This is a genomic window from Bacillus glycinifermentans (genome assembly GCF_001042475.2).
In the GTDB taxonomy this organism is placed as follows: domain Bacteria; phylum Bacillota; class Bacilli; order Bacillales; family Bacillaceae; genus Bacillus; species Bacillus glycinifermentans.
In genome coordinates this window covers 426,903-442,025 of record NZ_LECW02000001.1, presented here as the reverse complement: position 1 = coordinate 442,025, position 15,123 = coordinate 426,903, and the positions used below count along the sequence as shown (strand labels likewise).

Annotated in this window: 17 protein-coding genes and 1 pseudogene; all 18 read right to left on the bottom strand. The window is 37.6% G+C overall.

All coding sequences use genetic code 11. From position 1 onward, the window contains the following. A partial coding sequence (locus AB447_RS27420; protein ID WP_156415957.1) for a transposase occupies nt 1-111 on the bottom strand: 111 nt, incomplete at its 3' end. Nucleotides 112-271: 160 nt separating this feature from the next. Next, the gene (locus AB447_RS24865) at nt 272-391 is read right to left on the bottom strand and encodes a phosphatase (RefSeq protein WP_082248664.1); all 120 of its coding nucleotides are present in this window, start codon (nt 389-391) and stop codon (nt 272-274) included. Next, nucleotides 348-1,523 (bottom strand): response regulator aspartate phosphatase RapI, encoded by a 1,176-nt coding sequence (gene rapI / locus AB447_RS02135; protein WP_043858076.1) that lies wholly within the window; start codon nt 1,521-1,523, stop codon nt 348-350. The genes AB447_RS24865 and rapI overlap by 44 nt, the downstream gene beginning before the upstream one ends. A 215-nt stretch (nt 1,524-1,738) precedes the next feature. Further along, nucleotides 1,739-2,119 (bottom strand): cystatin-like fold lipoprotein, encoded by a 381-nt coding sequence (locus tag AB447_RS02130; RefSeq protein ID WP_072183628.1) that lies wholly within the window; start codon nt 2,117-2,119, stop codon nt 1,739-1,741. Nucleotides 2,120-2,181: 62 nt separating this feature from the next. After that, a complete protein-coding gene (locus AB447_RS02125) occupies nt 2,182-2,688 on the bottom strand; it encodes a hypothetical protein (RefSeq protein ID WP_032730589.1) in 507 nt (168 codons plus the stop codon). A 15-nt stretch (nt 2,689-2,703) separates the two neighbouring features. Beyond that, a complete protein-coding gene (locus tag AB447_RS02120) occupies nt 2,704-3,693 on the bottom strand; it encodes a bifunctional lytic transglycosylase/C40 family peptidase (RefSeq protein ID WP_032730587.1) in 990 nt (329 codons plus the stop codon). Next, complete coding sequence (locus AB447_RS02115; RefSeq protein ID WP_156415956.1) at nt 3,690-6,134, bottom strand: CD3337/EF1877 family mobilome membrane protein; 2,445 nt, start codon at nt 6,132-6,134, stop codon at nt 3,690-3,692. Before AB447_RS02115 ends, AB447_RS02120 begins: the two co-directional genes overlap by 4 nt. A 3-nt stretch (nt 6,135-6,137) precedes the next feature. Further along, on the bottom strand, nt 6,138-6,464 hold the full coding sequence (locus AB447_RS02110) for a YddF family protein (RefSeq protein ID WP_014662881.1): 327 nt from the start codon (nt 6,462-6,464) through the stop codon (nt 6,138-6,140). 17 nt (nt 6,465-6,481) lie between these two features. Beyond that, entirely contained in the window at nt 6,482-8,977 is a 2,496-nt protein-coding gene (conE, locus tag AB447_RS02105) for a VirB4-like ATPase ConE (protein WP_134819441.1), read from the bottom strand. After that, nucleotides 8,865-9,389 (bottom strand): conjugal transfer protein, encoded by a 525-nt coding sequence (locus AB447_RS02100; RefSeq protein ID WP_043857171.1) that lies wholly within the window; start codon nt 9,387-9,389, stop codon nt 8,865-8,867. The genes conE and AB447_RS02100 overlap by 113 nt, the downstream gene beginning before the upstream one ends. 12 nt (nt 9,390-9,401) lie before the next feature. Beyond that, nucleotides 9,402-9,650, bottom strand: a complete 249-nt coding sequence (gene conC, locus AB447_RS02095; RefSeq protein ID WP_019716382.1) for a transposon conjugation system subunit ConC — start codon at nt 9,648-9,650, stop codon at nt 9,402-9,404. An 11-nt stretch (nt 9,651-9,661) separates the two neighbouring features. Continuing rightward, nucleotides 9,662-10,726, bottom strand: coding sequence for a conjugal transfer protein (locus AB447_RS02090; RefSeq protein ID WP_048353661.1), 1,065 nt, complete (start codon nt 10,724-10,726; stop codon nt 9,662-9,664). Continuing rightward, a complete protein-coding gene (locus AB447_RS02085; RefSeq protein ID WP_048353660.1) occupies nt 10,716-11,024 on the bottom strand; it encodes a hypothetical protein in 309 nt (102 codons plus the stop codon). Before AB447_RS02085 ends, AB447_RS02090 begins: the two co-directional genes overlap by 11 nt. Before the next feature lie 16 nt (nt 11,025-11,040). Beyond that, nucleotides 11,041-11,307, bottom strand: coding sequence for a hypothetical protein (locus AB447_RS02080; RefSeq protein WP_048353659.1), 267 nt, complete (start codon nt 11,305-11,307; stop codon nt 11,041-11,043). Beyond that, nucleotides 11,300-11,551 carry a DUF3850 domain-containing protein gene (locus tag AB447_RS02075; protein WP_014478910.1) on the bottom strand — a complete coding sequence of 84 codons (252 nt, stop codon included), beginning with the start codon at nt 11,549-11,551 and terminating at the stop codon, nt 11,300-11,302. The genes AB447_RS02080 and AB447_RS02075 overlap by 8 nt, the downstream gene beginning before the upstream one ends. A 270-nt stretch (nt 11,552-11,821) precedes the next feature. Next, nucleotides 11,822-12,880, bottom strand: coding sequence for a DNA relaxase NicK (nicK, locus tag AB447_RS02070; protein ID WP_057957413.1), 1,059 nt, complete (start codon nt 12,878-12,880; stop codon nt 11,822-11,824). Further along, nucleotides 12,873-13,679: pseudogene (locus AB447_RS02065) on the bottom strand (helicase HerA domain-containing protein); the annotation flags it as partial. The gene nicK and the pseudogene AB447_RS02065, both read right to left, overlap by 8 nt. Nucleotides 13,680-13,686: 7 nt before the next feature. Next, nucleotides 13,687-15,096: a DNA translocase FtsK gene (locus AB447_RS02060; protein ID WP_082248584.1), complete on the bottom strand. Its 1,410-nt coding sequence runs from the start codon at nt 15,094-15,096 to the stop codon at nt 13,687-13,689. Nucleotides 15,097-15,123: the final 27 nt, after the last annotated feature.

The window sequence follows — 15,123 nt, the reverse complement described above, 5'->3', positions numbered from 1 at the left end:
GAGATTTGGACTGAGCTCGTGACGTCTCGCCACCAAAGCTTTATTGCCTGTTTCAATTGCTTCTTGTACCACCTGTTGTTTAAATTCAGCAGAATGTTTTCGTCTTTGCATCACAAAAGCCCCCTTATTTGGCAACCTTAAGTATAAAACCACTCTTAGTAGGTGTCCAAATTCATTAGGGGGCTAAATAGTGATGACTCCTTTGGTTGATTACATTTATAGCCCAAAAAAGCTTAACCTTTTAACAAAGATTAAGCCTTTTTTAGTACCCTTATGCCCCTACCCTATCTGCAGCCACTTTGACTTCTGTACTATGATTACTTTGCAAATAAGTTATTGAAAACACACTACTTAAAATGACTGCTGCCAATAGAATCCGGCTGATTTTCATTAATAATCTCCCCTTTTTTAATTTTTCGTCTTGCTTCAATACTCATACGATAATATTCATTAGAGAGCATTAAATTTCCTTGTTCATGAAAATAATCAGCGACTTCAATCGAAAAATTTTCAACATCAGCAAACATTTTTCTCGAAGTTAGATATGAAAATGCATTCTTTATTAATTGATTCTCACCATCAGAAAAAAATAATCCCTCTAATATTTTGAATTTCGCTGAGTATTCCTTATCATCACTTTTATCGGCAATAAATCGACCTTTCCTAAAGTATGTCAAAGCAACATCATAATTTTGTTGTTTTGCTTCAACGTAGGTTAAAGTGAATAAAGTCTTTGTTAGGAAACTATGTTTTGATTTTTCAAAAATTTCTAAAGCCAAGATTAAATGTTGTGAAGCCTTTTTATATTCTTTCAATTCATCATAACAAATTCCAATATTCATGTGTGACATTGCAATTAAATGATCTATATTACTTTCCTTGGCGATTTCCAAAGAATTCAAAAATTGCTCCAAAGCTCTTTCATATTCTAAAGAATCGATCAAGTTTCCTGCTACAATAAATTGACAACGCACAGTCTGGACAGCATACTCTTCATACTCTCTAAATATTTTGAGTGCACGATTTGCATAATTCATAGAGAAGTATGTTTGTTTCATATAATAATATACATAGGACACTTTGAAAAAAAACTCTGCTTTTTCTATTTCATCCTCAACTTCAGACAACTTTGATTCTGCTATTCGATAGGCACTTATTGCTGTAGTTAATTCTTTACGTCTAAACTCGTACATACCCTTAAAAAAGTAAAAATAGTATTCCAACATGCCAGTTAATTGCCCTTGCTTCTCAATTTCTTTTATAGTTTCATAAGCATTATGGAGATCTTCTATTTCCTTAGAATTCATATAACTCAGCATTATCTCATGTCTAAAATCTAATAGCTGATAATATAACAAGGCATCTTGGTTTTCTTCCATATTTAGCAATTCTTTCTCTACTTCTGTTTTTATAATCTCTGCTTGCTCAACTTGATCATTTTTTATTGATGTATACCATTCATTTAACTTTTTTGTGACTATGTCGTACGGAATTTTATCTTTATCTAAGAAAACACCCCGCAAGAAAATTCCCCCATCCTTACATAAATTGTGCGAATATTTACATTAATTGTATTATGTCAGAACACCCTTTATTTTACAAAGATGAATTGCAAAAAGGTACATTATATCTACTCCTTTGCGGTTTTTTTTTCGGTTATACCAATACTTTCGCGACTTGACGCACACATCGTAGCAATCCTTTTATAAACAGAAAAAAAGAGGAGCAAACACATGGTTTACTCCTCTAACTTTGTTTCTTTACCTTTGGCTTCTTCATAGTCAGGTGTTTTCTTTGATAAGCCAAGACGATCATTTTCACCATTTCCAGGCATGTCGCTCATTTCTTTATACTCGTCTCCGAGTTTTTCATAGTATTTAAAAGTAGTTAATTCACGAGAAGAATCATCAGGCATATAAAATGCGAACTGAATATATTTTCCTCCATCGTAAACCCGAACTATAGAATTAGCCCTCGAAACATTTATTCTAGTATCATCACCTTTATATTCTTTATATTGATTGATTACATCATCAATCGCATCATTATATTTATTGCCGCCGCACGCAGTTAAAACGAACATCATCATCAAACTAAGGAAAATAAAAAGGTTTTTCAAAATAAACATTACCTCCTTTTTCAATATTTAGTATAAACAAACATTTCGATTTTTTCCACCTTTTATCCATTTCCCTTAACCTGCACATTATCAACTAACCAACCATCTTTTTCTTTTTTCATAGTCGTTTGAACAATTAAAACTTGATTCGTAGTAACTGAATTTGCAGTTGTTGAGATTTCTACAATGTTCAAAAACAATTCATGGGATTGATCTAAGGGTTTTGAATAACTCTCTAAAGAAAGTAATTCACTTTGCACACTGACTGTGTGCTTTTGATCAGAGCGAGAAGGGAATGCATAGTCAAATCCTTTTCCAGTTGTATGCTTCTTAACTGTCTCATATCGCTTATCTATGTCCGAGTAATTAAAAAACGCTTCAAAAAATGCCTTGTTTTCCGAAGCGCTGCTTATTGATTCTATATGGTTCAATTCCTTAATTTTTTCTGTCAAAACTTCATTCTTATCCTTTAACTTTTCAATCTTATACGTTTGCTGTCCATTCGTGAAAAATCCCGTCAACAATATTAATAACAAACAAGACGAAGCCCATGCAATATGTGTTTTCATGTTTTTCACTCCTAGTTATTTAATTCGTCCAAAAGATACAAGGTGATCTCTCCAATAACCTGATTTCAGATCAGAATATTCGATTCCACTGTCATTTGAATTAAACATTCTGCCATTGCCTACATAGATGCCGACGTGAGTAATGGCTTTTCCTTCATATGTGCCACCAAAGAACACTAAGTCACCCGCAGTGGCTTCTTTTTCACTTATTTTCTTTGTTGCCCCATGTTGTTCCTGTGCTGTTCTTGGAAGAGTAATTCCGGCTTTGGCGAAAGACCACTGAACAAGGCCCGAACAATCAAATCCAGTTTTCGGGTTTGAACCACCCCAGGCATACGGTTGCCCTTCATATTTCAAAGCTTCTTTCATGACCGTTTCATAGAAATCCATAGAACCATTCACAGGCTTCACATTTTTATCAGAACCTTTCACATACCTCATGACATGGTCAACATAACTTGGGTCACCGTAGCTTTTCCAGCCCATTTTAAAAGCTTGCAATCGGCTGAAATCAAGTGCCAATTTCTTTGTGTATTTCCCGCCATTCTTTTTGACATAGTCTATAAAGCCAGAACCAAAGTTGTATGCCTGTAAGGTTAAACGAACATCACCGCCAGCCTGTTTAAAAACCTTCTTAAAATGTTTAATGCCGACTTCAATCGAACGTTCTGGGTCAGTTATGGAGTTGGGAGGTAAGCCGATACTTTCGGAACTTTGCATGATATCTAAAGAACGCCCACCACTTTCTTGCATGGTGAGCGCCATAATAATATTCACTTGATCAAAAACACCTTCCTGACGTGCGTACTTCTCAAATACAGCCCTAAATCGTTCGACTTCCGGTGCAATCCCGACCGTTTCATATTCGCCATCCCCGCCGCCTATAAAATCGTCTCCAACTTGATTTTCCCTTGAAATCGTCATAACCACTACGATACATAAAACAAAAAAGAAGATAAAAGGAGCCGAGAACACCAAAGGAAGAACTACCTTTTTACTTATCATCTTGTTCTTTCATCCCTTCTCAGTCGATCTTCAACTTTTGACGAGGTGCGCCTTCCAATATCATTTAAAGACACTTGTTCAAATGTATTTACGTTTTGTTCAGTTCGCTTAATCGTTTGTGATGAAGGCTGATTTTCTCTTAAAACAGTCTTACTTTCAGCAGGTGCATCCGTCTGTTTTTTCTCAGCACGAATACCATCTGAATGAACTTTTGCGGGTTCAGATGGTCTGGTTTTTCGTTCATTATTGACAACAGGTTGATTCTCTACTTTTGTAGGTTGAGAACTTTCAAAGCCATTCTGTGGTTCAGATTGACTCGTTATGACTTTTTGGTCTGAACGTTTGATGTCTGCTAATCTCTCTTGTGCTACAGGTTCACTTTTTGAAACAGAATCATCTTTCTGGACTTCAAAATCTTTTTGCATATCTGTTTCAGGATTCTGGTTTTGTTCTTCATAAACATACGCTTTTTGATCAGTACGTTCTGTGTCTTTATCACTCTCTTGTAAGACTGGTGCTCGATCAGAAGCAGTTTCTTCTTCATGTTGTAATGGTGCATCATCAGTTTGTTGCTGGTTATCGGGCTGTTTAAGAAGCTGTTCAACATATTCTTTTTGATCTGTTCTAGCTGATTCATCCTTTTTATCCTGTAATATAGGCGCTCTTTTGGATAACTCTTCATTACCTTCTTGCAAAACGTCCTTCAGCATAGGAGAGTTTATTCCGTCTTTTCTCAATCTGTCTAAATGGGATTGCTGTTTATTTTCTTTTGCATTCGCAAATGCTTCTTTTTGTTTCTCTTGTTCTTTCGACAGAGTTTGAGGATTTCGTTTTAAGTTTCGGCTATTATGATTAGATATTCCGTTAGCAGTCTCTTTTTGCGGGGTCCTTGAAATAGCATGAGTATTATCATACCCCATAGCAGCACCACTCGGTGAATTACCACCACTTCCACTTGGAGCACCATTTACGCCATCAGCATTCGAACCATCTTTTCTCCCCTTAAAATTCTTTGCAAAGTCAGTAAATACGCCCCCACCGTTACCCAATGTTCCACCTATTTTTTTCGCTTGTTCCCAAGCAGGCTGAACAATGTTTTGTCTCATATTTTCCATCATATTATTATCAACTGAAACCACTTTTCCAGCAGTCACAAACTTGATAATGGCATCCCTCTTGTGAAAACCAATCCACAAGATTGAGGCAAGGACAGCAACATTTAAAAGATACATTCCAAAACCATTTGGCGGTATTAACTTGTCAACGATAAAACAAGTCACGTACACAAACAGAACGATAACCCCTAACATTGCTTTTAGTAGGTAAACACTCCCCAAGCGTCCAAGGGTGACAAATCCCGAGTAAGCTAATTGGGGAACATACGCTAAGATGAAAGCGAATGGTACAAAGAATACAATCACTAGAGCGATTATTTGGAGCAAGAAGTTAAAGAAAGCTAATGCTAAAAATGGTATCCCAATGACAATAGAAGCGACCACAGCAATAAAAGATTCTCCAAGTTGATTAAAAACATTCCCAGAGGTCATAGACTCATTTTCATATTCTTCAATTTCAGTATCCTTTATATGCTTCTGTTTTTCTTTTTCTCCGTCTTTTGATAGCTTGTATGAAAGCAATTTATCGACCCTTGATAATTTCTCTTTCGAATCACCTTTTTCATTAATTTTTGCTTCACTTGTTTCTCCAAAATTCACGATTAGAAATGGCTTCATCAAAGCAATGTCAAAGTATAGATTACGCATAACTGCGACTGTGCCTTCCATTTCCTTTCCTTTTTCAATAGCAGAACTGTCAGCAAAATTCCCTTCATCTTGAACAATGCCCACCAATCCATTTCCCGCAGTTAAAAGCTTTCCTTGTGCTTCTACAGACAAGGCATTCAACGCTTTCATGTAATAACCAGCGTTTGACATCCAAAGCCCGCCGATCACCATGACACAAATAAATAGAATACTCCGTCGCATTGCTTCTTTTACGCTACCTCTCACACAGAACAGGTAGACAACATAGGCGCACGTGAAGATGAATAAGGCTTCACCGAAATTCTTTTTCAGGGTTTTATAAACTGTTTTAGAGACGTTTGTAATAGAATTTGCGAACTCGTCAATTGGTTGCAAGTTATATAAAATATCCATTCCCGCATCAACCACACGGACAATGTTTCCTGCAAAAGAAAAAGTGACGTTTGTCAGTCCAACAAACGCCCCCTTGATTAAATCGTCAGATGCTTCATTATTCGCTTGATAGCGTGAGATAGGAAACCTTTTCACCTTCAATTCCACGCCGCCAGCTTTTTCGATTTTTGGCTGCGTGGTGGTGTCTCCGTCAGCCGAAAATACCGTTACAGCTGAAGCAACAGTTAAAAACAGCAACACAATAGCCGATACAATCAGAATCCTTTTTTTCTTCATCACAGCCACCTCCTAATCTAATCGAGTTAATAAATAAAATTGGTATCTAGCTTTCTCTAAATCTTTTTTCGATAGCACAACATTTTCAGGATAACGTTCATTCAGAGAAAAACAGATTGCCTTCTGATACTTCATATGTCTAAATATCTTTCGATTCTGTTCAACTTTAATGCCTAATAATTCTTGAAGAAACTGTGCCGTTGATTTATGACCTATAAAGCTTTTGTATCGTCCTTCATAATACTTAAGCCACTGCTGTGCATCTTCTAATGTGATTTTCTCAGCTTTATAAAATCCTGGAACTGTTACGACAAGAGAATTTAATAAAGCAATTTCCATGTACGTCTTAACCCCTTTTACAAATATTTTTCTTCCGCATATGCGACAGCTTTTTTCTCAACTGTTTTCAGAGCACCTTGCCATTCTTCGAATAGGCATTCAATTGAAATTTTGGAGGTACGGCCATAGTAATCTTTAAATAAGCATTGACCTTGAAACATGGATTCCATCATTTTTTTGTTTTCTTTTGTGACCTCCATATTCATCCACTTCAACACTTCTTCACGCTCATTCGGTTCGTCAAAGGCGAAGGCAACACCAAAGTTTCCGGAATCTTCTTCTTTCAAAGCGTCTTTTGTGGATTGGGAAATGAAGTATTCCGCATTGTTGTATGAACGACCAATCCGGCGCATTTGTCTTTCTACTTTTTTTCCTTGTTGTGACGTGGTAAATATCCACGCTTCGTCTATAAATTCAACTGTCTGTTCGTCTGGATTCATGCCGAATAGTTCGCAGAACTTACCGAGTGCAAACATGACAGCACTAGACTTTAATTGTGATATGGTGTAGTTTTCAAGTCGCTCAGCATGATCCGGCAAATCCATATTTTCAACTTCTAAAATGGTGATTCGTTTTTCAAGTGATAATGCAGGGTTTGAACCATCATGAATACAAAGTTTCAAAATGGAATCTGACACAACCTCATTTAAATAGTCGCCAGCTTTTTGTACAGCTTCTTCCGGATGGTTCTGCATCCTCCGAATAATATCAAGTGATCCAACCTGTTCACCTTTTTGTTTCAACTCAATTACTTCTGACGTAGCACGAAGGAAAGCTGTGTTCACATCGTCTTTCCCTTTAAAGTCATATACTTGTTCAAAAATGACTTGAACTAGCTCTTTTGCTTTCATAGGAGGGAGGAAGGAGATAGGATCAAGCGCTCCCCAGTTGTGCGTATTTTCATGATCTAGCGTGATATAGTTGTATTTCTCTAAATGTGCAATATATAAAGGGAAATTCTCTCGAATGTACTCATCATTCAAGACTCTTTGAATCCACTTTCTCATTTCCTTTTTAGGGTCTATATACAGAGATTTGATATTTAACATGCTGATATAGTTAAAGATCAATTTTGCCAAATACGACTTGCCGTTTCCTGTATCTCCTGTGATCAAACAGTGGGGAGAACGTGTCTTTGAACCCTTTAACTGCTGATTCGCTAAGAAAGGGTGGAATAAGACAAAATCACGACTGGACATAATGGCGCTTTCTAAATCGGTATGCTCTTGAAAACGATCAACCCAACCAAGGAAGAACCCGATTTTCGAACCAATATCAGAGTTAACAGCAAAAAGACTTTCTGCAACTCCATCTTGTGTCGTTTTTTGAATCCAGTTCTTATCGGTTATATCTAACTTTTCACCGGGAAGCATTTTATAAAAAAGGTTCAGTTGATCAGCTACCGGAAGGCGACATGTAATGCCAGCACCTTTCAAGTGCCTTTTGACAATTGTTGCTTTACCAACACATTCTTTTTTTGTTTTTCCGTGAACGACAATCACAGACAGCCAGTTCATTAAATACACTTCTTCTTTCTTAATCTCATCTTGTAAATGTCTAACCATCGTTGCACTTGTAACAGTGGAGACATCACTTCGATCACCTGTGCTTTGTTGTTCTTTTTGTTCTTCTTTCAATTGTTGTCTTTTGATGTTAAGGGCGGGCTTAGTAATAGATTTTGATTCCGTTTGAATTTTCATCTGCACTTCAACTGGGAAGGGAAGAGACTGCGCTTCATAAAACAAATCACTTTCCGACATATTGTGAAGGAATTCGTCAATCACGACAAAAGCTGAATAGCCTTCATCTTGGTCACTATGCAGATGTAAAACTGATGGATCGGTGGGGTCTATGATCGTGTTTGTAATAGAGCGAACATCCTTTATCTCACTTTCTTCATTCGTGTGGTGCTTTAACCCACGTACAAAGTGATAACGGTTAATGTATGTCATTTCTGTTTCTGAAAGCCGTTCTCCGCGAACAGAAGCCATGATATTGGCTAGTGTTTCTTCAACTTCCTCATATTTTTCAAAAAAAGAGGTGGAAACATTTTGTTCCCACCCGAGCATCTTTACAACAGTATCAGTCGCCGTATTGAATAGAGATAAAATATTGTCTTTTAGTTCGACACTAATATTTACAAGACTGCTTTTCAGCTTTACACCTAAAATGAAATCATACTTTGTCAGCCTTCCTAATCGCTGTTCTAACAGCCTTACCGTTTCTTCATTATAGTAACGAGCCACATCCATTGCGTCTGCCGCAATATCTGTTTCTAAATCCTTAAATCGTTTTTCTAATTCATACTCACTTGGATACATCATCAAGTGGAAATCCTCATAGGATGTAATTTCTTCAAAAAGATGCTGCCACTTCTTTTTATACGATTCAACTTTTTCTCTATTTTGCATAGGAATCGAATTGCTCTTTATTCGGTAGTACGCCCAAACGTCGCCCGTTCTTGTCAACAGCAAATTCTTGTGTATTGCCTTCATAGGCGTTTTTAGTCTCATTCGAATAATCCACCACCTTCACAAGTTTTCGAAACTCAATTTGTTTTTCATTACTTAAATCAACCTTTCGGTCATTGCAAAACTTCTTTTGTGGAAGCTTGATGAAGAAGTAATACTTTGCAAAATCAAAGAAGTATAAATAGATGTTTTTGCCTTCCGGCTTTATTTTCGTAACAAGCATTGTTAAAAAAATCGGTATTCCAAAAATCACGATGACGAAACTGTTATCAAAAGCGTGAGGAAAAATTATCCTCACGCCGTACCAGAACCCAAAGCAGATACCAACAAAAATGAAGTAGTTAATAGCCGGTATTAATTCAACTGCAAAAGGTAATGAATAGTTGTCGGTTAATTGCTGAATCTTTTTCGGCTCTCTCATTGCCTTCCGATAGTTGAACACCAGACGACTCATTCAAATGCCCCCTTACAATTTTTCCATTAGTGCATTGATCCAGCCGGAGAATTCTGACCAGTGTTTAATAATCCAAGTCACCGCACTGCCAATACAGCAGACAAAAATAATGCCGCCCATTTTTAATTTAGTAAGATGTTTTGCGGCTATGAACATGACCACGATCGTAATGAATTGGACAACAACATCTGATGCCCATCCTTTTACTCCTCCAAGTGTTGGAAGGTCTGCGCCAAGAATAAAGAAATTCATAAAATCCATATTTAAACCTCCTATTGATGTTTGAGTTTATTTACATAAAACTGACCGCTGTTTTCCGTAATCTCTAAACTGAATTTTTCATTTACCGGAATATCATTTTCTTTTTCCTTAAATCGAACAGCACAAAAAACCTCGAAACCTTTTTTCGTCTCGAAGATTTTCACTGACTGCACTTCCCCAAATAACAAGTTTCCTTCCAATGCTTCCGGCTTTTTCATCATATAAACCATTTCTTCTTTCTTTTCAGAAGCGTATTTCTCAAAGAAATTTTGAAGAAATGATTCGATAGATTCTTTTTTCTCGCCTGCATATTCGTCTCTAGTTTCTTCTTTGCCCTTAAAAGCAATATCGCCTTTCAGATCATAAATCTGTGTAAAGTAAGGGACAGCAGACACCGCAAAGGAATCATCTTTATTTGTGACTGGAATATTCAGCAACATTTGTTTTTCAGATTTCTCATTTGTTTTAACCTTTTCTTTCACCTTCTTTTTCTTCTTTCCGTCTTTGACTTCTTTTTCAACTTCCTTTTCTACAGGGTATAAATTTTCATATGTGACCTTATATTGAAAAAGGCTGTTTTTATCACCTTCTTTCACGTTATATAAGCTGTAACCCTTTAACTCTCGATCACCTTTTAAGCCATCTACATTAAAGCGATCTTCATCCTCAAAATGGTTATCTTCCTGTTTCACCATGTAGCTTTCAAGGCTCTGCATACGTTTTTCAATAGATTCTTGATCGTTCTTCACATTCACATATTCATTGATGAACCCTGACAGAAAGTTTTCAGCAGCAGTCACCGATATTTTTTGTTTATCCTCATTAGTCGGCTTATTGGCTTCATCTTTGATGTCATTAAGTTGAGATCGGGTATTAATTGATAGGAGCACAGCAAGCAGACAGATAAACAGCAAGCCCCCTACACAAGACCATAATGTGACAGCTATCAGCTTTGACCTGTCACGAGGAACTTTCTGTCTGTCTTTTTCCGGTCTTTCAATTCGTTTCAGTTTTTGAAAAGCAGACCGAAAAAAGGATTCTTCCTTCTTATCAGAGCCAATTTCTTTATTGAGCAACTTTTTCACACTCCTTCTGTTCAATTTGTTTCGTTCTTTCCAAGAAAGATAAAAAGGATGCTACACGATGTAACACCCTTTTTATGCTTTGATTCTCCATATAAACCTTTAAGCTAGTCATTCGACCGTCCGGCAAATACCTTGTCTTGTAGAATGTGTAACGATACTCTGCAAACCCTTTTATTCGTTCACCTTCGACAACTAGCATGCAATCTCTGCTTAAACTTCTCACAAAAACTAAAGATGGGATACCAACATTAAAACCCAAGCTTCTGAATCGTTTATCTACAGCAGACACCGCACATTTTCACCCCTTATTGGTAGTAGCTAATTCCTTCAAATTCCACAATTCTTTCATCTGTCTCAGGGTCTTCATCCTCCAGTATGTTGAATGTGGCTTGAAGTTTGGCATTCACATTATCTATAACCGCAAGAGTTTGGACTATGACCCTTTGGGCTACATCGCTGTAAAAGACATCCTCCATCATTTTTTCAACCAATTCCTCAGCAATATCTAAACAGCCAAGAGACTCCAAATCACTCTCTAGTCGGGCCTGATTCAAAAGGTTAATATTAAACATGAACAATCCCCCCTTTAGTTCTTTCAATGCCTAGAACCACATAACCGGGACGCTGTTTGTAATCAGTAATATATATAATTTGTGCTTCTAATTTCCGCCCAGTAAATTCATCCATCCATTCATGAAGTACCAGCGTATCTCCGACCATATAGAACCTGTCGTTTTTTCGAATTTCAAATTTCTTTACGTCTTTTAATACAGCATCATAGTACTCTGGATATATCTTAAGATGATGCACTACCATGACAGCACACCTTTCTTATTTAATATCTTGGGTTTCACCCAAACCCACCAACGGAAGCCCGTTGGATTGCTGTTAATCTAGCCCCCTATTCCCCCGAATCATCGGGGGACTCCCTCGCCGGTAGGCAGGAACAAACGGTTGTTTGTTCAATGCCTAGAGGGTTTGGGTGGCGCTGAATATGTCAACTCCTTATCCTCACTTCGTTCCGGTACCGTTGACACATACGTTTAATCGCATCACTTGTTTTTATAAAGGTTTAGCAGTTTGTTTTTAAACAACCATATCAGCAACATCAGCAAGAAACACATCTAGCATTTTTTTGTGTTTGTCTGCCAGTTCAGCTTCTGCAATCATATCTGACAGATCGGTTTTCCCTAAATGTTCATCGGCTTCAAGCACCATTTTCATAGTGGGAGCACAAGAGTTACGAAGCCAGTTTCTTGATTTCTGATAGAAGTCTTTTTGTGGTTTGACGTACAAAGGAAGTCTCCCAACATCACCTATAAATTCAGACCAAAAAAGGCTCGTTTTCCAATGCTCTCTAGTGATGTTTTCATCAGCATCAACGAATCTTACATAGTTATTAATGATCTGCATAGCGATTAAGGTTAAATCCTTTGTTTTCAATAAAGCATCTATAGCCACTTGTGCACGTTCATTTTTAAGCCGCAATTCATAACGATTCCAATCGCCTAGTTCTTCTAACGGAATGTTATACTTTTCTGCTTGTTCATAGTTTTTCTCATAAAAACAAAGGTACGCTTCTGACTTTTTAGAACCGAAATATATTGTCGTCCCACCTGTAATGCCATCAGATAGATCAAAGGAGCCATTGAAATCAGATTTTCTAAATCGTGAAATACATTCGCCCTTTTGGGCTTTCTTTAACAGTTCCGGTATAGAAAAGTATGTCTTTTTATCATCAATAGCTAAATCAAAGCGAGTGAACGAACCGCCTTGTTGCATGCAATCTTGAAAGAAGTCGTACCATGTTTTCTTCCGGCATTCTAAGAAGGATTCAAATTGACGGCAACCTTGACCGGACATTTCTATCAAAATACCTCTGTTATCATCTGGCGCAGAATAAAAGACTTTGATATAGTCCAGTTCGTACGTGCCAACGTAGCCATAGAAACCAGATTGTTTCTCAGTCATAAAGTCTTTGCTAAGGTGAAGAACCTCTTCAATAATTCGGTCAACATCATGAGTTTTAAAAGAGACTCGAATATAGTCAACCATTGATACCAAAGGACTTTCAACGGTTTCATTTTTTTCTTTTACGATTACTACCCCCCTGTTAGCGTGGGGGGGTTGTTTTAGCTCATCCATTCGCTTCGCTCACTCCTTCGCCGCTGGCCGTCTGGTCGCTTACGCTGCCGCTGGCGACTGCCGTCGCCTGCGCTCCCTCGACTCCAACCAGCGACTTTTTAATAGATGACATAAAATCATATCCTTTCGGCACGATAGGGCTGTAAAACTCCAACACTGAACCAGTGCCAAAATTAGCATATCCTCGTCCTGTCTCTAAACCCAATGACACACAGAAGCTAAATTGATCTCGTATCCCATCAGCTAGATATCTTGCATCCGGTCGCTGTGCCCCTAAAACAAGAAAATAACCAACTTGACGACCCAACATAACCAATTGTTTCACGTAAGATAACGCTTCATTTCTCTCCTTCATATCCAACAAATCCATAAACCCTTCATATTCATCAAAGAAGATAAAGACAGGATTTAGCCCTAAACAGGCATAATTATCACCTATCTTATAGTTAGGCATCTGTTCCATTTCATCCATTCGTTCTATCATGCCATCTACAGATTTTCTCAAACCCGTAAGAATGCCGTCCTTTTCAGAATATACCTTTTTCGTAAGTACTCCTTTCAACTCTGCTAAAACTTCATTTTTAGGGTCTAATATTCTTACATCTGCCCCCATTCCGACACAAGCCTTAATGATCGTTAGCATGAAGTATGTTTTCCCTACACCTACACCACCCGTAATAAGCATGTGCGGCAACTTATCAAATTGCCATGAAATATGCTTCATTAATGGAAGGACTCCATTCTCAGATACTGCATCATCAATTGAAATACGATTCTTTTCCACATCGTAAATGACTTGTTTTAACTCATCCATTCGTTTCGCTCACTCCTTCGACGCTGGCCGTCTGGTCGCTTACACCACTGCTAGCGATTTCTGTCTCCTCTCCAACCAGCGCATTTTTAATAGATGACATAAAGTCATATCCTTTCGGCACGATAGGGCTGTAAAACTCTAATATTGAACCTGTGCCGACATAGGCATATCCTCGACCTTTCACGTCTTTTTCCATAAATGTTTTATCAACGTCACCGAACATCATCCCATAACCAGTATCAGACATATTGCCAAGAGCAACACGAAAACTAAATTGATCTCTTATCCCATCAGCTAGATATTTTGCATCTGGTCGCTGTGCCCCTAAAACAAGAAAATAACCAGCTTGACGACCCAACAAAACCAATTGTTTCATGTAGGATAATGCTTCATTCCTTTCTTTCATATCCAGCAAATCCATAAATGCCACATATTCATCAAAGAAGATAAAGACAGGTTTTAGCCCTAAATAGGCATAGTTTTCACCCGTCTTGTAATTGGGCATTTTCTTCATTTCATCCATTCGTTCCATCATGCCATCAACCGACTTTCTCAGACACATAAGGATGCCGTTCTTTTGGGAATATACCTTTTTCGGAAGCACTTCTTCCAAGTCTGCTAAATCTGCATTCTTAGGGTCCAATATTCTTACATCTGCCCCAAGACCAACACACGCCTTGATAATCGTTAGCATGAAGTATGTTTTTCCTCCACCTGTACCACCTGCAATAAGCATGTGCGGTAACTTATCAAATTGCCATGAAATGTGCTTCATTAACGGAAGGACTCCATTCTCAGCTATTGCATCATCAATGGAAATACGATTCTTCTTCACATCGTAAAGAAGCTTAAAGCATACAAAACCTTCTTCCATTTGCTTATCCACCAGGTCACAAAATAAGCCGTTTTCCAAATCCTTTCCTAAGTCTAGGAAGCGATTCTGAAAACGGCTCATGTCCATAGCAATACGAATATAAATGTGGTTGTTTTTGACCCTATAATACATTCTAGGAAAGTATGTGATTTTTTCCTTTGAGTCAGTTTCATTTGAAAAGAGTTTCCTTACTTTCACATTTTCTTTTTCGTAAAACTTATTAGAGAAAATCATCTTAGCAATCTTTTGCCTGTGAAGGATTTTCTTATAGCTGTTAAAGAAAAGAAAATAGGTTGCAGCTATGCTTCCAACAGCAATCAACAGAGAGCATAAAACGCTTTTAATAATTAAAGGCACATTCCACTCAAAGTGTTTTATTATTCGAGATATATCGAAGTGAATCAGTTGTTCTCTCCAAAAGATGAACATAGACAATAAAAAAACAGGCACAAAGATAATTGCGCCTGCTAATTTTACGTTATTTCTCATGTACGGGCGGATTCGTCTCCCCCTATACTTCCAAAGCATCGACTTAAGCCCAGAAATGGATAACAC